The 20,097-nt window shown below is 43.7% G+C and carries 14 protein-coding genes; 5 read left to right on the top strand and 9 right to left on the bottom strand.

The window, feature by feature from the left end; translation table 11 throughout:
- Positions 1–193 precede the first annotated feature (193 nt).
- Positions 194–1,093 carry a hypothetical protein gene (locus A3EU_RS0121025; protein WP_020538174.1) on the bottom strand — a complete coding sequence of 300 codons (900 nt, stop codon included), beginning with the start codon at positions 1,091–1,093 and terminating at the stop codon, positions 194–196.
- A 122-nt stretch (positions 1,094–1,215) separates the two neighbouring features.
- Here A3EU_RS0121025 and A3EU_RS0121020 point away from each other — a divergent pair, with 122 nt between their 5' ends.
- Positions 1,216–2,049, top strand: a complete 834-nt coding sequence (locus A3EU_RS0121020) for a queuosine precursor transporter (RefSeq protein ID WP_020538173.1) — start codon at positions 1,216–1,218, stop codon at positions 2,047–2,049.
- 116 nt (positions 2,050–2,165) lie between these two features.
- Entirely contained in the window at positions 2,166–4,925 is a 2,760-nt protein-coding gene (locus A3EU_RS0121015) for a M16 family metallopeptidase (RefSeq protein ID WP_020538172.1), read from the top strand.
- Positions 4,926–5,071: 146 nt separating this feature from the next.
- On the opposite strand, the gene A3EU_RS0121010 is transcribed toward A3EU_RS0121015, so the two are convergent.
- The 7 genes from A3EU_RS0121010 to A3EU_RS0120980 form a co-directional block, all read right to left on the bottom strand.
- Positions 5,072–8,407: a WG repeat-containing protein gene (locus A3EU_RS0121010; protein WP_044086287.1), complete on the bottom strand. Its 3,336-nt coding sequence runs from the start codon at positions 8,405–8,407 to the stop codon at positions 5,072–5,074.
- Between the two features lie 173 nt (positions 8,408–8,580).
- Entirely contained in the window at positions 8,581–9,030 is a 450-nt protein-coding gene (locus tag A3EU_RS0121005; RefSeq protein WP_020538170.1) for a hypothetical protein, read from the bottom strand.
- Between the two features lie 13 nt (positions 9,031–9,043).
- Positions 9,044–10,375 (bottom strand): dihydroorotase, encoded by a 1,332-nt coding sequence (locus A3EU_RS0121000; RefSeq protein WP_020538169.1) that lies wholly within the window; start codon positions 10,373–10,375, stop codon positions 9,044–9,046.
- Between the two features lie 23 nt (positions 10,376–10,398).
- Positions 10,399–11,700 carry a sigma-54 interaction domain-containing protein gene (locus A3EU_RS0120995; RefSeq protein ID WP_020538168.1) on the bottom strand — a complete coding sequence of 434 codons (1,302 nt, stop codon included), beginning with the start codon at positions 11,698–11,700 and terminating at the stop codon, positions 10,399–10,401.
- A gap of 74 nt (positions 11,701–11,774) precedes the next feature.
- Positions 11,775–13,211 (bottom strand): tRNA (N6-isopentenyl adenosine(37)-C2)-methylthiotransferase MiaB, encoded by a 1,437-nt coding sequence (miaB, locus tag A3EU_RS0120990; protein ID WP_020538167.1) that lies wholly within the window; start codon positions 13,209–13,211, stop codon positions 11,775–11,777.
- A gap of 324 nt (positions 13,212–13,535) precedes the next feature.
- Positions 13,536–14,234, bottom strand: a complete 699-nt coding sequence (locus A3EU_RS0120985; protein WP_026211511.1) for a hypothetical protein — start codon at positions 14,232–14,234, stop codon at positions 13,536–13,538.
- 84 nt (positions 14,235–14,318) lie between these two features.
- A complete protein-coding gene (locus A3EU_RS0120980; RefSeq protein ID WP_020538165.1) occupies positions 14,319–15,221 on the bottom strand; it encodes an AraC family transcriptional regulator in 903 nt (300 codons plus the stop codon).
- Between the two features lie 250 nt (positions 15,222–15,471).
- On the opposite strand from A3EU_RS0120980, the gene A3EU_RS0120970 reads away from it, so the two are divergent.
- Both A3EU_RS0120970 and A3EU_RS0120965 read left to right on the top strand, forming a co-directional pair.
- Entirely contained in the window at positions 15,472–16,995 is a 1,524-nt protein-coding gene (locus tag A3EU_RS0120970) for an aldehyde dehydrogenase family protein (RefSeq protein ID WP_020538163.1), read from the top strand.
- Positions 16,996–17,065: 70 nt separating this feature from the next.
- Entirely contained in the window at positions 17,066–17,446 is a 381-nt protein-coding gene (locus tag A3EU_RS0120965) for a DUF779 domain-containing protein (RefSeq protein ID WP_026211510.1), read from the top strand.
- Here the strand turns inward: A3EU_RS0120965 and A3EU_RS0120960 are convergent.
- Positions 17,408–17,914: a hypothetical protein gene (locus tag A3EU_RS0120960; protein WP_026211509.1), complete on the bottom strand. Its 507-nt coding sequence runs from the start codon at positions 17,912–17,914 to the stop codon at positions 17,408–17,410. The two genes, A3EU_RS0120965 and A3EU_RS0120960, sit on opposite strands and share 39 nt — an antisense overlap.
- Positions 17,915–18,517: 603 nt before the next feature.
- Between A3EU_RS0120960 and A3EU_RS0120950 the strand changes: the two genes are divergently transcribed.
- On the top strand, positions 18,518–20,097 hold a 1,580-nt coding region (locus tag A3EU_RS0120950; protein WP_020538160.1), incomplete at its 3' end, for a M12 family metallo-peptidase.

Below are 20,097 nucleotides of genomic sequence, written 5' to 3'. Positions count from 1 at the left end.
TAAAAAGCGATTCGGAGTTTGTTTTCTGCGCAATACTAAGGTGCGTAGCGAATAGCGTAGCACGGCGGATCCCGATTCATCGGGAGAGCAGCGGCAGCGATAGCAGCGGTTCCGCATTCCCCGCCCAAGCGGGGTGCGGAAAGAGCGGATAGCGTGATGGCGAGCCGACAGGCGCAGGCAGCTGCCCAGAATTCTAAAATATTCTTTGGTAAGAGAGTAATGGCAATAATGGAAAATCTGTATCAGGTATAGCCAAAACGCCGAACTCCAAAACACTTTTCCGTCGCCTGTTGGAGAAATTAAAGGAAGGTAGCATAAGGTTGTCATACGTTTGGAAAACTGCTGCACCTTCCACAAAGAAGCGCCAATCTTGCGCAAACGCAAAAGATCCACCGAGGGTAACCATCGGGTAATGATCGCTGGATCGGAAGCCATAACGATCAATCCAATAGCCCATTGTAAAGTTAAGATAGCGATCTCGTTGCCCTACCGTGACCATTGCGTAAGGATGAGTAGCCGACTGTTCATCCCAGAGAATTACGTATTGCTGTACTGCCAGCCCAATGTGCAGCATGTCGGAAGCCGAAGCATGAGCCTGCAAACGCCCCATGAGTAAGGCAGGGACAAGTGCCCCGCCGCTAAAGCTAAAGTTCTTGCTGATTTTGGAATCCACCTGATTGACTAAAATCATGGTATTGCGATAGGTGCCTTTACTGGCGTAGGGAATAGCTGTAGCCGAATAAAGGAGCTGATTGAGCGGCATTGGATATTTTTCTCTTATCCATTCTTCATCCTCGGGCTCGACGGGCGTTGGTTCCTCTACGGTGCTAAAAGATGCTGTTGCCAGGCCAAGAAAACTGATATTAGACAGCAAAAAGGTCTTTGTTGTTGAAAGATTGCGAATTTGAAAACCCACGGTATCATCATGGATATATTGAGTAAGGCCAAAAAACTGGTGCCCATCCGCAGTAAACAGAGCATGTAGCTGAGTGGAGTCAGCAACGCGTAGTTGGTGGCTAATGATGGCCTGTGCATTCATGCCGTAAAAGGAGAGGAAAGCAAAAAGAGACAAAAGCGCATTTTTTATAGACATCAGAGCAAATTTAAGGCTAAGCACATTTCGCTAAGGAGGTGCTTAACTGAACTAATGTGGAAAAATACTATTTTACACGAGGTTGACCACAAAAAATAATAGAGAATCAAAATAATATGTCAATGACGACTGAAAACGAAGGCACTTCTAAGGGGGATATCGCTTATGCTAATGTAGGAGCCCATCGCCCGACCTTACTTTTCATTATTCTTGCAGGTTTTTTTGTGGCCAACACCTTGGTTGCAGAATTTATCGGTGTTAAAATATTCGCGCTTGAAGACACTTTTGGTTGGGAGCCTTTCAACTTTAACCTTTTTGGTCAGGAAGGTGCGCTACAGTTCTCAGCGGGTGTTCTTCTCTGGCCAGTGGTTTTTATTATGACAGATATCATCAACGAATATTACGGAAAGAGAGGTATTCGGCTGTTGACCATACTCACGGCGGGGCTTATTACCTATGCTTTTCTTATGATTTTTGCAGCGATATGGCTTGCTCCCGCTGATTGGTGGCAAACCCAATACCAGAGTGCTGGCGTGCCGGATATGCAAAAGGCATTTGGGGCGGTATTTGGGCAAGGCTTGTTGATTATTGTCGCTTCACTTTCCGCTTTTTTATTGGCACAGTTGACAGATGTAGTGAGTTTTCACCGTATTAAAAAAGCTACCGGAGAGCAGAAAATATGGTTGCGTGCAACAGGTTCGACCGTTATTTCTCAGCTGGTAGATACGTTTGTGGTATTAATCATTGCCTTTAAATGGGGCCCTGCTATCACCGGGCAATTTGAGCCTTGGAGCTGGGGGCAGCTGCTCGCTGTAGCCACCGTGCAGTACACCTACAAGTTTATGATGGCCGTTGTTTTGACACCTGCATTGTATTGGGCTCATGCTATAATTGACAGATATTTAGGACCCGAACTTGCTGCAAAAATGAAACTTCAGGCAACAAGCTGGAACTAATCGCATCAATTCAGAACCTTTGTACAGCATCTTGCGGGATAGCTAAACCAAATAGTGGTATAGTGTGTCTTTTAATTGTACTTTTGAAACAATTGTTTAACCAAGTTATATACACAATGAATGTGATTTCTCGACTAGGGGCACTACTTTTAGTTGCTCTGGTTTGTAATCTGTTTACCACCCTGCATGCTCAGGATGGTGCAATGCCTGACGGTGTTACGAAATTAGCCTCTGTTGAAGGCATTACCGAATACCAAATTGAGGCGAACGGACTACGAATTCTGCTCTTTCCTGACAATTCAAAACCAACAGTTACCGTAAACGTAACTTACCTGGTAGGATCTCGCCACGAAGCTTATGGTGAGACCGGCATGGCTCACTTACTGGAGCATTTGGTGTTTAAAGGCACACCTGACCACGAAGACATCCCCAAGGAACTCAACGAACGTGGTGCTCGTTTTAACGGAACGACCTGGTACGATCGTACCAACTACTTCGAAACAGTGAGCGCTAATGATGAAAATCTTCGCTGGGCTTTAGAAATGGAATCAGACCGTATGGTAAACTCTTACATTTCTGGCGAAGATCTGAAAAGTGAGATGACCGTTGTTCGTAACGAATTTGAGATGGGTGAAAATAGCCCAACTGGAATTTTGATGGAGCGCGTTTTGTCTACCTCTTACCTCTGGCACAATTATGGTAAATCAACGATCGGTGCTCGTGCTGACCTTGAGAATGTACCCATCGAACGCCTGCAAGGGTTTTACCGCAAGTACTACCAGCCAGACAATGCTTACCTGATTGTTGCAGGTAAATTTGATCCGGCAAAAACCATGACAATGATCATGGAGACTTTCGGGGAAATTCCTTCGCCTGATAGAGAGCTTATTCCTACTTACACCCGTGAGCCGATCCAGGATGGTGAGCGTTATGCTGACTTGAAGCGGGTAGGGGACATTCAGGCGGTAAGTGCAGCCTACCACATTCCTCCGGGTAGCCACCAGGATTACCCTGCAGTAGATGTATTGGTAGAACTGTTGACCAGTGAGCCGAGTGGCCGTTTATACAAAGCATTGGTTGAAAGCGGCAAGGCTTCAAGCCAATGGGGCTGGGCTGCTGAATTGGCAGAACCTGGTTTTGCCTATTTCAATGCCGATGTATTAAAGGACAAGGACCTGGACGAAGCCAAAATGGCCATGCTTTCTACCCTTGATGCGGTAAAAGACAATCCTCCGTCAGCAGAGGAAGTTGAACGCGCTAAAAACAAACTGCTTAAAGACTTCAACTTGCGGATGCGTGAAAGCGCACGCGTAGGTACTTTGATCAGTGAATACATTGCGCAAGGTGACTGGCGCCTTGGGTTCATTTATCGTGATCGTCTGGAACAAGTAGACGTTGACCAAGTTGCAGCAGCAGCAGGTAAGTACTTTTTGCCGAGCAACCGCACCGTAGGTCGTTTTATCCCTACGGAAAAGCCAGAACGAGCAGACATTCCTGATGTTCCTAATATCAGTGCAATGGTTGATGGTTACGAAGGTCGTGCATTGGCTTCAGAAGGTGAAGTTTTTGAAGCTACCTACGAAAACATCGATTCCAGAACAAAAACAGGTGAGTTTAAGAATTCACTGGAATACGCTTTCTTATCGAAGGAAACGCGTGCAGATGCTGTAAGAGCTCGGTTGTCCTTGCGTTACGGTACAATGAAAAGCTTGGAGAACAAGCAAATGGCCGCTTCTTTTGCCGGCATGATGTTGAACAAGGGCACCTCGTCTATGACTCGCCAGGAGCTGGAAGACAAGTTGGTAGAATTGAAGGCATCGGTGAGAATTGGTGGTGGAGCAGAAGGTGCTTACGCTATCATCGAAACAGAGCGTGACCAGCTTCCTGCTGTGATTGACCTGGTAAGTGAAATGCTACAAGAACCTACCTTCCCTGCGGAAGAATTCGAGACCATCAAGCAAGAAGAATTGGCCTCTTTGGAACAGAATCGTTCTGAACCACAGGCTATTGCAATTACGGAATTGAATCGCAGAATGTCTAACCATAGCAAATCTGATCCACGCTATACGATGACTTTTGACGAAGAAGTAGCGGCCATCAATGCGCTTACCCTTGACGAAGTGAAGGCTTTCTACAAAGACTTCTACGGTGCTTCTGATGCAACGATCGCTGTTGTAGGTGATTTCGATGAAGCCGCTGTTACACAAGCCCTCGAAGAAAACTTTGCCAATTGGGAAAGCCCAAGTAACTACGAGCGTCTGAAAGATGAGTTCTACCAGCCAGAAAAGCAGAATGTAGAATTTGAAACACCAGACAAAGCCAATGCTTGGTTCCTTGCTGGACAATCAATGCCTATCAGCACTTCTCACCCTGATTACCCTGCGGTACTCATGGGTAACTATATGCTTGGTGGTGGTGCCTTGAAGTCTCGCCTGGCAGACCGTATCCGTCAACAGGATGGTCTTAGCTACGGTGTAGGTTCTTTCTTCAATGCCGATGAACAGGACGAATCAGCTACTTTAGGTGGTTATGCGTTCTTTGCTCCTGAAAATGTAGCTGCTGTAGAAAAAGCTTTCTTCGAAGAAATCGAAAAAGTATTAGCGGATGGTTACAACGACGAAGAGCTGGTCGCAGCTAAAAGTGGTTGGATGCAAAAGCAGCAAGTAACTCGTGCCCAGGATGGTTCCCTGGCTGGTGCCTTGAACGAAAACCTTTTCCTTAAGCGCAACATGGAATGGGACGCTGAGTTGGAAGCAAAGGTTATGGCCCTAAGCATCGAGGAGATCAATGCAGCGATGCAGAAGTACCTCGATCCTGAAAAGATGGTCGTAATCAAGGCTGGTGACTTTGCTAAGTCGCGTGAGGTTAAGCCTTAAGTTTTAGGTACTGGGTACTTAGTATAAGGTATAGGGTGTTTTGATTACCCTGTACTCAACATTGTACCAGTTTTTCTAAAAAAAACCTGTAATCAATCACTTGATTACAGGTTTTTTTATTGTAGACAAAAAAGCTAAATCTCACATTACTTATTCAACTCCCAAACCCATTTTCCTTCGCTATCGAAGTAGCCAATTTTGTCGCCTTGCTCTACTCGGAAGAGGCCTTCGCCGGCGTAGGAGATAAACTCGTAGTTGGGTTGTACTATCAAATCGCCGTTTAGATTGCTGAGGCCGTTGTAGCCTTCAATTTTCACCTTGGCGTAACCACCCTCGAAGGAATCAATGTGGTCGTATTTAGGAGGAATGATCTCGATTCCTTTCTGGTTGATGATGCCCCATTTGCCATCAATCTGTACAACAGCTACACCGTGCCGGAAAGCGCTGGCTCGTTCGTAGTAGCCATCGTAGAGGTTGGTCTGTTCGGTAATATAGTAGAAGCGGTATTTTTCGTCGCGCATCAAGCCGCGGCCTTCCTGGAATTCGAGGAGGCGATCGAGGCTAGGAGCCACAATTAATTGGCCATCAAGATCAACGATACCTGCGTTCTTGATCCCTTGGTAAACAACCGCACGGCCTCCGCTAAAGTCCTGACAGCGTGAATAAGCACAAGGAATCACAAGGGCGCCAGTCTGGTCGATATAACCACACTTGTTGTTGCGTTGTACCATAGCTCGGCCTTCGTGAAAATCACCAACCTTGCTGTATTCAGGAGAAATTACAACTCGGCCGGTTGTATCAATAAAACCATAGCCCTGGCGAGTTCTAACCCTGGCTAAAGACTCCCTGAAAGGATGAATTATTTTATAATCCGCATTGGTAATCACCTGCCCTTCGGTGTTGATTAAACCGTAATGAGCCTGGTCTTTTCCGTGCTTCATGATGGCCAGCCCGTGATCGTCATAAGCACTGATTTCGGCAAACCGTGGGCGTACCAAAAAACGACCTGTTTGATCAATTAAGCCATACTTTTGATCAATGATTACCCTTGCAACTCCCTGTTGGAAATCGAAAGCCTGATCATAGCCTGGGGCGATTACAAAAGCTTCTGTTTCATCAATGAAACCTACTTGCTTATCTTTCTTTACCCAGGCGAGCCCTGTTCTGAAATTCCCCGCTTCATGGTATTGAAAAGGAATGACGGTATCTCCGTCTATGTCGATAAAACCCCAGGTGTTGCCAATTCTTACAGCGGCTTTTCCTTCACTAAAATCTTGGACTTCCTGAAAGCGGCAGGGGATCACTTCTCGCCCGTTGCGGTCGACAAAACCCCAGCGGTTGTCTTTTTTTACAGCTAATCGGCCATCGGAAAAAGAGCCGATTTCTTCATAAATAGCACTCACCGTAAGTTGCCCAAGGGTATCGATCAATCCATATTTGGGTTGTTCTAAATAAACCCTGACCATGGTATTGCCGGTACTTTTCAGGAATTCTATTTTGTCGTACTGGCAAGCAATCAATTCCTGGCCTTCGGTATTGACCATGCCCCATTTTCCTTCACAATTGACAAGACCAGCACCGTTGAGCATTTTTTCGACATAACTATATGCGGGTTTGATTTTTACCTGCCCAAGCGTGTCGATATAGCCCCATTCACAGCCTTCACAAGTGAGGGAGGCATTTTGCTGAAACAATTGGTCATATTGCGTATAGTCAAGCATGTAATTAGGCGACAGAATACCATTGAGGTAGGTTCTCAATTGGCCGAGAGAATGCACTGGTGTGCGGCTACCGGTAAGCTTGCCTGTAAAACTTACGCGAGCAAGGCCATCTTCAAATTCACCAATATAGGTGATGTCTTTTCTGATGATTCTACCAATTTGGTCTATTAATCCGTGGCGACCGTTAGAAAAAACAACCCGTGCGGTAGGGTAGCCTTCGCGAAAATCTTCTAATCGCAAATCAAGGAAATCTACTTCTGTCACCAAAATCCCCAGGTCATTGAGGACTAGGCCAAAGATCATATCAAACCTAAAGCTGCTGCGCTCAAATTCGTAATCATTTGACTTCCATATTCCAACAATCGTATAGCCGAGTTCCTTGTCGACTTTGATAAAGTCAAAAGTAGGTTCTACTTGTACTTCTCCAGTGAAAATGTTTCTTAGGCCCCAGCGATCTGTTGTAGGCTCATAAAACCACTCAAAGGTTTTTAGTTGATAATCGGCCGTGTCTTCTCCTTTAGCGGTGACAGTTTCTTCTGCGCCGGTTATTTTTATTCGGACATGTTGATTGAACTGATCGTTCTCAAGTAACTTTCCATCTTTACTGAACGAAAAAAAGGACAACTCTTCCTGGTCATTTGCCGTATTGCGGTAGGCTTTTGCTTCTTGAGGGGAGAGTTCAATACGGTTAAAAGCAATGGGTACTAAGGTGTCGCCATGAACATTGAGCACCCCAAACAATTGCTGTTGTTTGACGATGCAAACGTTCTCCTGCATGGGAGATATATACTGATAAGCCAGAGGGATAATAGCCTGGTTGTATTCGTTGACAACTCCCCAGCTTCCGTCGAAATTTACGCGAAAGAGACCAGGGCCATAAGCTTGTATTTCCTGATACAGTGGTGGCAACACCTGGTGGCCGCAAGCATTTAGTAATCCGAGTCGCTGCCCTTGTTTGGCAACTACAAAATCAGCAGAAAAAGCATAGAAGTCATTGTACTTGTTAGGCTTGACCAATGCGGCACAGGTCCGTGAGTAAAAGTGTTTTTGTGCTCCGGCGAAAAGCTTAATGAAATCCTCACTAAGGACTTGGTAGGATTCATAAACGGCGGGTATTTCGTCGGTGCCTGCCTCGCTGACAGCCCCCCAAAAACGCCCCTTTCGGTAAAAGATCAAGCCTGTTTCACTGACTTTAATATCAGTGGCTATATCGTGAATTAAGATCGTTCCTCGCTTATTGACCAAGCCTAGCTGATCGGCTTTTTGCGTAAGAAAATAGTGTTCGTCCTGTAGCTCTATCTTGTCGTATTCTGGGGCAATGACCTGATCACCATTGTCTTTTATCAAGCCCCATTTTCCTTTTGTCTGGTATTTTAAAAAGCCAGGGGTCAAGATTTGAACCCTCTGATAGCCCTTGTCGAGTACTGTTTTACCAAGGTGGTTGATCACACGCCATTCGCTGTTTTCCATGACAGCTACCAGCCGGTTGTCTAGTACTTTAATATCATCGTATTGAGCAGGTAAGCTCTCTTTCCCATTGGGGCCTAGTAAGCCGACGAGGCCGTTTTTTTGCATAACTGCATAGCCAAAGTGCTTGAATTCTCCGATAGCATCATAAATGGCAGGCTGAACCAACTGCCCCGAAGTATTGATCAATCCCCATTGTTTATTGAGCTTAACAGGAAAAAAATGCTGCGCCAGTAGGGGAGACCAACTGAGCAGGGTACAAAGCAAGAATAAGGATAATCTATTAAGCGGCATAAGAGGATTTAGCAGTCTGTAAAACGTAAAACGGGCGGCCTAAATTATCTAAATTTTAGCGTACTACTGTTAAATAGGAGGGCTGATTTACGGAAGGGGCGTTTTTGTGGGTAATTGTAACGGATTCTTGATTTTTGCTTAACGGAAGCATCGTTGATGATGTCATCAGATTCCTAATATCCGTAAAACGCTAATTGCCAATTTATATCAAATTTTTCTTTTGCCCTCTCTGGATGATTAGGAGGAGGCATTGTAATATTTTGATAAATTGCAGGTGATTCATCTTTTATCTGCTGTCGGAAATTAGTATCGAGTGCACTCTTGTATAAAATAGCAACTTCAAATATGGTGGAATCTGACTTTGCTTTAAGGACGTGTAGCTCTATGAGATAAATATCATTAAGCCTGGAGTCCAAGTAGTTTGAAACCTCTGTAATACTTCTCCTTCTCTTGGTTAATAATAGGTTCCTGATAATTACCCGAAGTAGTCTATTCTTAACATAAGAATCTGGATTTATTGTGGTAATGACATAATAGCTCTTATCAGTAGCCAATTCATTCCAGCAGACTTCTCTGGCAAGTTCAATTAGATATTCTCTCGCATTCCTAATTTTAGTTTGCAATATCTTCGCCTTTTTAATCCCGATCAAAGGTCAAGCGCTGGCCCCACTGCGTTTCATCAAACTTGCCTTCGTGATAGGCCAGGTGGCCGCTTACAATGGTTGTATTTACCTTGCCTTTAAAGGTGTAGTCCTCGAATGGTGACCAGCCGCATTTGTAGAGGATATTGTCAGGCTTTACAGTCCAACTGGCCTGCTCATCAACCAGGGCGATATCTGCCCATTGGCCTTCTTCCAGGTAGCCACGATCTTGGAGTTCGTAGCAAACGGCAGGGGCGTGACACATTTTTTCTACGATTCTTTCAATGCTTATTTGGCCTTTATGGTAAAAATCGAGCATAACATTTAGTGCATGCTGCACGAGAGGGCCTCCTGATGGACAATTAAAGTAACTATTGGCTTTTTCACTCGGTAGGTGAGGGGCATGGTCAGTTGCAATCACATCGAGTTTATTGCTAAGTAAAGCAGGAAACAAGGCCTCTTGATGAACGCGACCTTTAATGGCAGGGTTCCACTTGATATTTACCCCTTTGGTGGCGTAATCTTCGCTATTGAAAAAGAGGTGGTGCACACATACTTCTGCAGTAATACGTTTCTCTTCGAGTGGAATATCGTTGCGGAACAAAGCCAATTCATCCTTTGTAGAAATATGCAGGATATGCAGACGAGTATTATGCTTTTTAGCTAAAGAAACCGCCATGCTGGAAGATTTGTAGCAACCCTCTACAGAACGGATAATCGGATGTAATTCCATGGGGACATCCTCTCCATAAGCTGCTTTTACTTTGGCAATATTGGCACGAATGGTCGCTTCGTCTTCACAGTGCGTAGCAATGAGCATAGGTACTTTGGAAAACAAATTGTCAAGGGTCTTTCTGTTGTCAACCAGCATATTGCCGGTACTGGAACCCATGAATATTTTTACGCCACAAACGTTTTTGGGGTTGGTTTTGAGGACTTCTTCGATGTTGTCATTGGAAGCGCCCATGTAGAACGAGTAATTCGCCAAGGAGCATTGTGCTGCACGTTGGTATTTGGCTTCCAGCAATTCTTGGGTGAGGGTAGCGGGCTTAACATTAGGCATCTCCATGAAGCTGGTTGTCCCTCCGGCGACGGCGGCCTTGGCTTCGGTGTAGATTTCCCCTTTATGGGTCAATCCGGGTTCGCGAAAATGTACTTGATCGTCAATAATACCAGGAATGGCAAGCTGACCTTTGGCATCAATTACTTTTGCTTCGGGAGCTGAGATATCACGACCTACTTTTATAATTCTCCCGTCCTTAATGAGGATATCTCCTTCAGTAATGGTGCCCCGGTTAACAATACGGGCTTGCTTGATCAACATCATGGTGTACTATTTTTGCTTCTCTTTTAAAGACCGTATTTTTCGATCTTACGATAGAGGGTTCTTTCTGAAATACCCAAATCCAGCGCTGCTTCCCGGCGATGACCTTGGTGCTTTTCGAGGGCTTTATTAATGAGTTGCCGTTCATTGTCCTCCAAGCTGAGGTTCTCTTCTACGATTTCACTCTCGTCATACTGCCGCCGCTGATTATTGCTCAGGATGATCGGCTCATAGTCTTCATCGTCTTCGGGGAAATTCCTGGGAGGGTAGCTCGGCTGCGGTGAAGGAGTGTGGCTTTCAGGAAACTCTTCTTCCATGCGCTGTATAACACTAGCAGTGCTGCTACCTTCGGGAAGGCGGAGATTCTTCATCTGCTGTGCATCGGGCATTTCCAGGTTGTTGGTCGATATGAGTTCAAACACCAATGATTTAAGATCATTGAGGTCTTTTTTCATGTCAAATAAGACCTTGTAAAGAATCTCTCTTTCCTGGAGGCCGTCAGCACCACTTGGCCCTGCTATTGAGGGGAGGTGACGCTGGTTTAATTGCGGCATCTTTCGCTGAAGGGCAACACTATCAATATTACGTTCTTCAGAGAGAATACTTAACTGGTCGGCAACATTTTTGAGTTCACGAATATTACCTGGCCAACTGTAGTTCTCCAGCAACCGTCGTGCATCCTGTGTCAGCTCCAGGGGCTCCAATCGGTATTTTTCTGCAAAATCAAGGGCAAACCTGCGGAATAAGAGGTAGATATCTTCGCGCCGCTCTCGCAGTGGCGGCAGCTGAATAGGCACTGTGTTTAACCGAAAATAAAGGTCTTCTCTAAACTTGCCTTTCTGGACATTTTCCCGCAGGTTGACATTGGTGGCTGCTATAATGCGTAAGCTGGTTCTTTGAACTTTATTGCTACCGACCCGCACAAACTCTCCAGACTCTAGTATCCGCAATAGAAAGGTTTGCGTATTGAGTGGCATTTCCCCGATTTCATCCAGAAAAATGGTACCACCATCATAGGTCTCAAAGTAACCTTTGCGCTCTCCGGCTGCTCCTGTAAATGCTCCTTTTTCGTGGCCAAACAGCTCGGAGTTGATGGTTCCTTCCGGTATAGCACCACAGTTGATAGCGATAAAGCCTTCGTGTTTACGAGGACTATTGTCGTGAATAATCCGAGAAAATATTTCTTTACCAACCCCACTCTCACCTGTAATGAGCACACTCAAATCGGTACTGGCAACTCGCAGCGCAGTATCAAGTGCACGATCAAGGGCCTCTGTGCGACCAATGATTCCATACCTCTGTTTAATCCGCTGAATTTGATCAGCCATATTGCTCTTTATATTGCGCCAAAAAATAATTGGAACTTTAGCTCCGCTTCTGCCGTGTTGAACGCGCTCTAACTTCAGGCATCAGGCCCGGCAACCATTTCGCCGATCAAGGTAGCACTGGTTGCTTTGTTAATTTTTACGTAAACGTAGTCACCTGCTGAGTGGACGCCCTTTTTGGCAAAAACGACCATCTTGTTCTGAGAATTCCTCCCTTTCCAGTCGGCATCAGAACGCTTGGATTCTCCTTCAATTAAAACCTTAAACGTCTTGCCAATATCTTTCTGATTGTGGCGGTAACTCATAGGAGTCTGCAGGTCGATAATTTCCTGTAAACGACGTTTCTTGACTTCGAGTGGAATATCATCCTCATACTTACGTGCTGCTACTGTTCCTGGCCGTTCAGAATAAAAGAACATGTAGGACATGCTGTAGTTGGCAAACTCCATCACACTTAATGTTTCCTGATGTTCTTCTTCCGTTTCGGTACAAAATCCGGAGATCACATCAGAACTAATAGCACAGTCAGGCATGATTTCGTAAATCCGACGCACTTTATCCATGTACCATTCGCGGGTATAGGTGCGATTCATCAACTCTAGTACGCGGCTGCTGCCAGACTGTACAGGAAGGTGGATGTATTTACAAATATTCTCGTACTTGGCCATCGTGTAAAGTACATCATCGGTGATGTCTTTAGGGTGGCTGGTACTAAAACGAATTCTCAGATCAGGGTGAACATGCGCGACCATTTTGAGTAAATCCGCAAAATTGACGTTGGTACTCGTCTCTGGGTTTTCCCATTTGTAGCTGTCTACATTCTGCCCCAAGAGGGTTACCTCGCGAAAACCGCGATTGAACAGATCGGTCGCTTCCGCAATAATACTGAAAGCACTACGGCTACGTTCGCGGCCACGTGTGAAGGGTACAACGCAAAATGAGCACATATTGTCACATCCCCGCATAATAGAGATGAAAGCGGTGATGCCGTTGCTGTTGAGGCGCAGCGGACTAATATCAGCATAGGTTTCCTCACGACTCAAGAATACATTAACGCCTTTGTCGCCTTCTTCTGCTCCTGCAACCAAGTTTGGTAGATCGCGATAAGCATCTGGCCCTACCACAAGGTCTACCAACTGCTCTTCTTCGAGGAATTTGCTTTTGAGGCGTTCTGCCATACAGCCAAGAACACCGACCATTGTACCAGGACGCTGGCGCTTTACTTTATCGAAAATACGCAAGCGTTTGCGCACGGTATCCTCTGCCTTTTCCCGGATGGAACAAGTGTTGATCAAGATGAGGTCGGCGATTTCCATATTGCGGGTTGGCTGATAGCCAGCGTCCCCCAGAATAGAGGCCACAATCTCGCTGTCGCTGAAATTCATCTGGCAGCCATAGCTTTCAATATAGAAATGCTTGTCGCCTGTGTTTCCTTCTGTGAAAAATACTTCTCCCTGCTTGGTTTCATCCACATGCTTGGTGATGCCCTCTAGGGTAGGATTGTCATTATACATACTTCCTCATTTTGCGGCGACAAAGGTAAGGGTTTTACCTGACAATTTGTCATTAGGGAGGAGGGAATTGGGAGAGATACTGGAAGAAGTTGGTATTCAGGGTTTCTGGATGAGGATATGGCCGCTAAGAGATACTAATTTGATGATACATTTTACTCAGTTAAAATTTTCTTGCCAAACCTTTCTAAAGAAAAAGAGCTGCAATTATTCTCAATAAAAAACCCTTCTACGACGATCTCAAATAGGGGATAGGAAGCTATTGATTATAAGGTCAATAGGAGAAATGAGCTAACTGGCAAATGAATTTGATGAATTGATTTGTATTCAACAGATCAACAACAACCGATGCTCTCCGTTTTTCTCCTTTGGCGCACGGTGAAGACAAGGAGGAACTTTACTTTCAGGATGATCAATTGCCAACCTCCATAAATGACCAAGGCCCAAGTTGACAGGGGTTGCAGTAGGCTTAGCTTGGTAATGTAAATCAAAGAAATATTCACTTAAGAACGATTCAAAATCTTCATCTGCTCCATCGTGTAGCTCTTTGAGTTTATCTCGTATTTCAGGAATGAGTACTTTCTGCGTGGCTTGTGCGTTTGGCAATATGTCACTCGACTCGCCATGATAAGTGCATAAAAAGGTATCGGTTGGTACAGGAGAGCGATCTACATGAAAAGAATAAACATCGGTTGGCAAAAACGGGAAGCTATCATCTCTCTCGTAACACTTGATGATATTAAGGGTTGGAGCTGCGCCATACGCTTCCAGTATATTCAAGTCATTTAGAAGAATTTCGCGAGCGAGCTGCCCTTGTTCACTCAACTCAAGTTCACGAAGTTTCTCTGGATCAAGTGTTACTATATTTTCGTTTAATTCTACTTTTTTAACAATCTCAGCAAAATCACCTATCAGTTTGCGGCTCCAACAAATCGCATTCATTTTTCCATAAAAAGGCGTGGAAACGAGGTCTTGAAAGTTCGTGACACAGTGAATTTGATCCTCAGCATGAGATAAATCTATCATAAGCAGAATGTAAGTCGCACCCTTGTAGACATTGACTAATTGTGGGGACAAATATAAATAATTAAGCTAGAGGCTTAGCGTCTATTATCTCTGCAATTTAGATTGATACTCTTTCGGCGAAAGCTGCTCTTTCCTTTTAAACATTCGGATAAAGTAGGATAAACTATTAAAGCCACATGCTGAATAAACGTCTTTGATCTTGTTATTAGGGTCTTGCAATAGGCTTGTCGCTAATTTGATCCGTTCATTATTGATGAAGTCAATAGGAGAGATGTTTAACTCATTTTTAAAAACCCTATGAAAATTCGACTCACTCATAAACACCTTGTCGCTTAACTCCTTAATGGTTAAGTTTTTGCTTAGGTTTTTTCTAATGTATTCAATAATATAAGCCAAGCGATGAGTGCTGCTTAGCTGCATCGTCTTTTCTGTGTATATTTTTTTTGCTTCGGTTTGTAATATTCGGATAATCAGCTCGCGCAGCATGAAATCTGCAAAAACATCTTTGGAGAGATGATCTTCTGTAAACAAAAATAAGAGGCGGTGTATAATCTGCTGAATAGCAATATCATTGGTGAAGTGGAAATTGTAATCTGTAAACTGCCACTCATCATCTACTTTCGCTCGACTTTCATTTAAAAAATTGACGGTCTCTCTGATCTTATCTTCTGCAATGGTCATTGCAAGACACTTCGTCGGGTTATCCATTTGAGCTTCCGGAAAATCAATACACATCACTTCGTTGGAGGGTAAGACCAAGGATTCTCCGGGCAAGAAATCAAACGCAGTCATGTTCTCGAGGTGCATCACCTTTTTGCCAACCAACATACTCGCCAGTACGGGCTCATTAAACTTAAGTAGAATTTGCTCTGCTTCTTGATGGGTTTCAAATACGTGCATGGCTGCACTTTCAACAGCATAAGAAGTCTGATTTTCTACCAGGGTTTCCAACCGACGATTTTTCAAAAACTTATTTGGCAACAGCATTCAGTACTAATTTCTGATATCTATCAAATTACCCAATAAAGATCAATAAAACGATGTGGTATTCAAAATTTTCATAGGCAAAAGGGAAAAATGTAGCCACTTTGCAAGGATTGTTCACATGATTGATAGGATTCGACAACATAAAGTAGGTTGGCGAATATAATTTTACATCAACGGAGGATATCGGGTTTTAATTTCCTCTGTGAAAGAAAAATGACATAAAAATTATTAATCAAAAAACACTAAAGACATGAGTGATGTAGCAACAATTGAGCGTATTGCGGTAGATAAGCCAACGTTCAAAAATCAATATGATAATTATATCGGAGGTAAATGGGTTGCTCCTGTAAAAGGACAGTACTTCGAAAACATTTCCCCTGTAGATGGTAAAGCATTTACAAAAATAGCACGATCTACAGCGGAAGACATTGACTTGGCACTTGATGCCGCGTGGGCTGCTGCTCCCAAGTGGAATACTTCTTCGGTTACCGAACGAAGTAATATGCTGCTGAAGATTGCAGATGTGATGGAAGCAAACTTAGAGGTTTTGGCTCGTGCAGAAACCTGGGACAACGGCAAAGCACTTAGAGAAACAACCGCTGCCGATATGCCTTTGGCGATTGACCATTTCCGGTATTTCGCAGGTGTTATCCGAGCAGAGGAAGGGTCGGTGAGTGAATTGGACGCTTCAACCATTTCTATGAATGTTCTTGAGCCATTAGGTGTTGTTGGCCAGATCATCCCCTGGAATTTCCCAATTCTGATGGCAACCTGGAAAATTGCACCAGCTTTGGCTGCGGGTAATTGTGTGGTGTTAAAGCCAGCAGAACAAACACCTGTAGGGATCATGATCTTAGCAGAATTGATTCAAGGAATTTTGCCAGACGGTGTATTGAATATCGTAAATGGATTTGGCCTTGAAGCAGGAAAACCACTGGCCTCTAGTCCTCGGATCAATAAAATTGCATTCACAGGTGAGACGACTACCGGGCAGTTGATTATGCAGTATGCTTCTAAAAATATTATTCCGGTAACACTAGAATTGGGTGGGAAATCACCAAATATTTTCTTCGAAAGTGTAATGGATGCCGACGATGCATTTTTCGATAAGTGTCTAGAAGGAGCAGTAATGTTTGCCCTCAACCAAGGAGAAGTTTGTACTTGCCCTTCTCGTATCCTGGTGCAGGAGAGTATTTTCGACGCTTTCATTGAGCGTGTAGTGGAACGCACTAATGCTATAAAACTAGGCCACCCACTTGATCCGAATACCATGATGGGAGCGCAAGCTTCTAATGACCAATACGAGAAGATTTTAAATTATATCAAGATCGGAAAAGAAGAGGGTTGTGAGGTTTTAACCGGTGGTGCTGCGGCAGTAAATGACGGTTTGGAAGGCGGCTACTATATTCAGCCAACTATCCTGAAAGGCAACAACAAAATGCGGGTTTTCCAGGAAGAAATTTTTGGCCCTGTGGTTTGTGTTACGACGTTCAAAGATGAAGCGGAAGCCATCGAAATTGCAAATGATACGCTTTATGGCTTAGGGGCAGGTGTCTGGACCAGAGATATGCACCAAGCTTATCAGATATCAAGAGCTGTACAAGCTGGCCGAGTTTGGGTGAATTGCTACCATGCTTATCCTGCTCATGCGCCGTTTGGTGGTTACAAAAAATCAGGTATCGGTCGTGAAACTCACAAGATGATGCTCAACCACTATCGTCAGACCAAGAACATGCTGATTTCTTATGATAAGAATGCTTTAGGCTTCTTTTAGAAAGTAGACCATAGACAGTTTCACGGTATCGGGTTCCTTTTAGGGGTCCGATACCTATATATATTATAAAATGATAGAACGAGTATTGATAACAGTGAAAGCTGAAAAGGTAGTTGATCAATTGCGAGAAGAGCATGGTGAGTTAATCTTTCACCAAAGTGGCGGCTGCTGTGACGGTTCCTCGCCTATGTGTTTTCCTAAAGGAGATCTGATGATTAACGAAATTGACATTTGGCTTGGAAAAGTACACCACTGTGATTTCTATATGTCAAAAGACCAATTTGAATACTGGAAACACACGCAACTAACAGTCGATGTTGTAGAAGGAAGAGGCGCAAGTTTCTCTTTAGAGATACCAATGGGCATCCGTTTTGTGATAAAGTCTCGCTTGTATACTGCTGAAGAGGAAGCTTCATTGACGCCTGTCCGCCAAGGTGTTTATGGAGAGTGAGGGCGCCCTTAATAAGGCTATCCACTTTTTTACCTCTACGGGTAACGGGATTTTACTCTTAATAGGAATTGCGGTGATTCCCGTTTCTTTTTCTATGCTTTCAACCAAGTCAGACAAGGCTATCGTTTGATTCATATGATGCTTAAATAGATCGTAACCTAATTGTTTTTTTAGCTGTTTGATATTTTTCGGTTCTAGTTGAAATAGCGTCCTGAAGTCCAAGACAACGGATTTTTTCTTTGTGTGACACTTTATATAATCTACTAAGTTGTCACTATCAATCAAGTTAACCCTCTCTCCACAACTACATGACACCGCTCCTACAAAGCCATATCTTGATGATTTGTGGTGATATAACTCTTCAAAATAGTTGTTACATTTAGGACAGATGATGGGAAATACGGTAGCATTTAACTGGATTCCCCTTTGCTCACTTATTACGGATAGTTCTATTTTTTGTTCTTGCATGTATGGTCGGTGTAATTAATACTTCATGTCTCGCCTTTCAAAGTACCAAACAATGTAATCATCTACTAAAATTTTCATTTTAGCTTGTTGGGGGGACTGCTTAGTCGCGAGGTCATGAATACAAGGGGGTAATTACGATAATTTCAACGGCATTTCGATAAAAAAAGCGCCTTATCACACAATTCGCCCAACTCATCACATTGCCTTATCTAATTTATTTATTGTCAACTGTAATAAACTACCTTTAAAGACACTGGTTTGATTGGAATCTTGTTACTATTAATACATCGTCGAGTTACACTTTGGTTTTTAATTTAGTCTGAGAGCATGTTTGAGACTTGTTCCTGCTGCGAATTAAGGTTTTACGGACCTGACTTCGCTGCGAAATATTCGTTTAGCCCGCTAAACGCGAATTTTGCAGCTTCGTCAGAACCCTAATTCCTTGATTCTCGCTACGAACCGTCCAAAACAAGCTCTGAACGCTCTAAGCGTCACCGTCAAGTTTTAAAGTTAACATAAATGAATAGAAAATAGAGGTGAATACTTCTGCTGCTATTTTTCCAGCCAAACCACTCATTTATTTACTTTATTAAATCGTATAGCATGAAATTTAAATTTTTCACCTTGGTTGTACTGGCAACCATGTTGACATTCAGCGGTTTTAGCCAAACAGAATCAAGAAAACCTATTGATCTTGTAGCTCAATCAAAATACAGGACACCCCATTTTCAAGAAGTAGATATTTTTAATATAGATCTAGTAACCTCCAGAAGCCTTGATCAAGTCGATAGGCAGGTTGAAGAGTATGATCTTTTTGATATTGATGATGAAGCATTGGCGGTATTGATTCGTGATATGCCTTCTGCAATGACACTTTCTATTCCCATTAATTTCAGGGAAAGTATGGAACTAGAACTTGTAGCAGTGGACATTTTTAGTTCGGACTTTACCGTAATGCAGCGTTCTGATAATTCGGTTGTTGATGTCAACACCGGGCTCCACTACCGAGGCATTATCAAAGGTGACAACAACTCAATAGCTGCTATCAGTATTTACAAGGATGAAGTGAAAGGACTTATAAGTTCCGATGAGGGGAACCTTGTTATCGGAAAGCTCCAGAACAGAACTTCTGATCAAAAGCATATCATTTATGACGATGCAAATGTCTTATCAGATTTAGGTATCGAATGTGGTACTGAGTATGATGGGGGCGTATACCGCGACGAACAACTTGAATTTGATGAAAGCACCAGAGACGTGGGTGATTGCGTTCGATTTTACGTTGAAGTGGACAAAGATATTCACGATGAAAAGGGAGGCACAGCAGGTGCTACTAACTATGTTACTGGTTTAATGAATCAGGTAAGTACCTTGTACGCTAATGAACAAATTGCAACAGTGGTTTCTCAAATAGTAGTCTGGGATGTAGCCAGCCCCTTTGTTGCTAACACCAGTGTCACTATGCTAAATTCTTTCGCTGCCAATACCAACAATATCAATGGTGACCTTGGAATTCTGCTTTCTTACAGGACCAGTGGTGGTGTAGCCAATTACTATGCTGGACTTTGTAATGCCAATGTAGATTTAAGTCTTTGTTTTGCGGCCATTAACAATACTTACAGTGCTGTTCCTACCTATTCTTGGTCTGTGGGGGTAATAACCCATGAGTTTGGTCACTTATTTGGTTCTTATCATACACATGCCTGTGTATGGAACGGGAATAATACTGCTATTGACGGGTGCTATACCGTAGAAGGAAGTTGTGGGTCTCCTGGTAATCCTGCCGGCGGTGGTTCTATAATGTCTTATTGCCATCTTGCGGGTGGTCCAGGAATCAGCTTCAATGTAGGTTTTGGCCCTCAGCCAGGAAATGTTATTCGCAATAGTGTAGCCAATGCAAATTGCTTATCATCGGGATGCGCTGGCGGCGGCGGCGGCGGTGGTGGTGCTACGTGTAATGACGGCATCCAGAATGGAAATGAGACCGGTGTTGACTGCGGTGGCTCTTGTGCGCCATGTGGCGGTGGCTGTAATGCTCCTACTGCAAATGAAGTAGGTTCAAGTAATATAGCTAACACAACTGCTACTTTGAACTACAATGGAAGTGCAACTTTTGCAGATTATCAGTATAGAGCAAGTGGTTCTGGCACATGGATAGGTACAAACTATTCTTCCAATGGATA

Source organism: Lewinella cohaerens DSM 23179 (genome assembly GCF_000379805.1).
Taxonomy (GTDB): Bacteria; Bacteroidota; Bacteroidia; order Chitinophagales; family Saprospiraceae; genus Lewinella; species Lewinella cohaerens.
This window is presented reverse-complemented; position numbering and strand designations above follow the sequence as displayed.

What these genes read in the sequence shown, in the direction of transcription:
- A3EU_RS0121025 (WP_020538174.1), bottom strand. Translation starts at nt 1,093, where the DNA reads ATGTCTATAAAAAATGCGCTTTTGTCTCTTTTTGCTTTCCTCTCCTTT.
- A3EU_RS0121020 (WP_020538173.1), top strand. Translation starts at nt 1,216, where the DNA reads ATGACGACTGAAAACGAAGGCACTTCTAAGGGGGATATCGCTTATGCT.
- A3EU_RS0121015 (WP_020538172.1), top strand. Translation starts at nt 2,166, where the DNA reads ATGAATGTGATTTCTCGACTAGGGGCACTACTTTTAGTTGCTCTGGTT.
- A3EU_RS0121010 (WP_044086287.1), bottom strand. Translation starts at nt 8,407, where the DNA reads ATGCCGCTTAATAGATTATCCTTATTCTTGCTTTGTACCCTGCTCAGT.
- A3EU_RS0121000 (WP_020538169.1), bottom strand. Translation starts at nt 10,375, where the DNA reads ATGATGTTGATCAAGCAAGCCCGTATTGTTAACCGGGGCACCATTACT.
- A3EU_RS0120995 (WP_020538168.1), bottom strand. Translation starts at nt 11,700, where the DNA reads ATGGCTGATCAAATTCAGCGGATTAAACAGAGGTATGGAATCATTGGT.
- miaB (WP_020538167.1), bottom strand. Translation starts at nt 13,211, where the DNA reads ATGTATAATGACAATCCTACCCTAGAGGGCATCACCAAGCATGTGGAT.
- A3EU_RS0120985 (WP_026211511.1), bottom strand. Translation starts at nt 14,234, where the DNA reads ATGATAGATTTATCTCATGCTGAGGATCAAATTCACTGTGTCACGAAC.
- A3EU_RS0120980 (WP_020538165.1), bottom strand. Translation starts at nt 15,221, where the DNA reads ATGCTGTTGCCAAATAAGTTTTTGAAAAATCGTCGGTTGGAAACCCTG.
- A3EU_RS0120970 (WP_020538163.1), top strand. Translation starts at nt 15,472, where the DNA reads ATGAGTGATGTAGCAACAATTGAGCGTATTGCGGTAGATAAGCCAACG.
- A3EU_RS0120965 (WP_026211510.1), top strand. Translation starts at nt 17,066, where the DNA reads ATGATAGAACGAGTATTGATAACAGTGAAAGCTGAAAAGGTAGTTGAT.
- A3EU_RS0120960 (WP_026211509.1), bottom strand. Translation starts at nt 17,914, where the DNA reads ATGCAAGAACAAAAAATAGAACTATCCGTAATAAGTGAGCAAAGGGGA.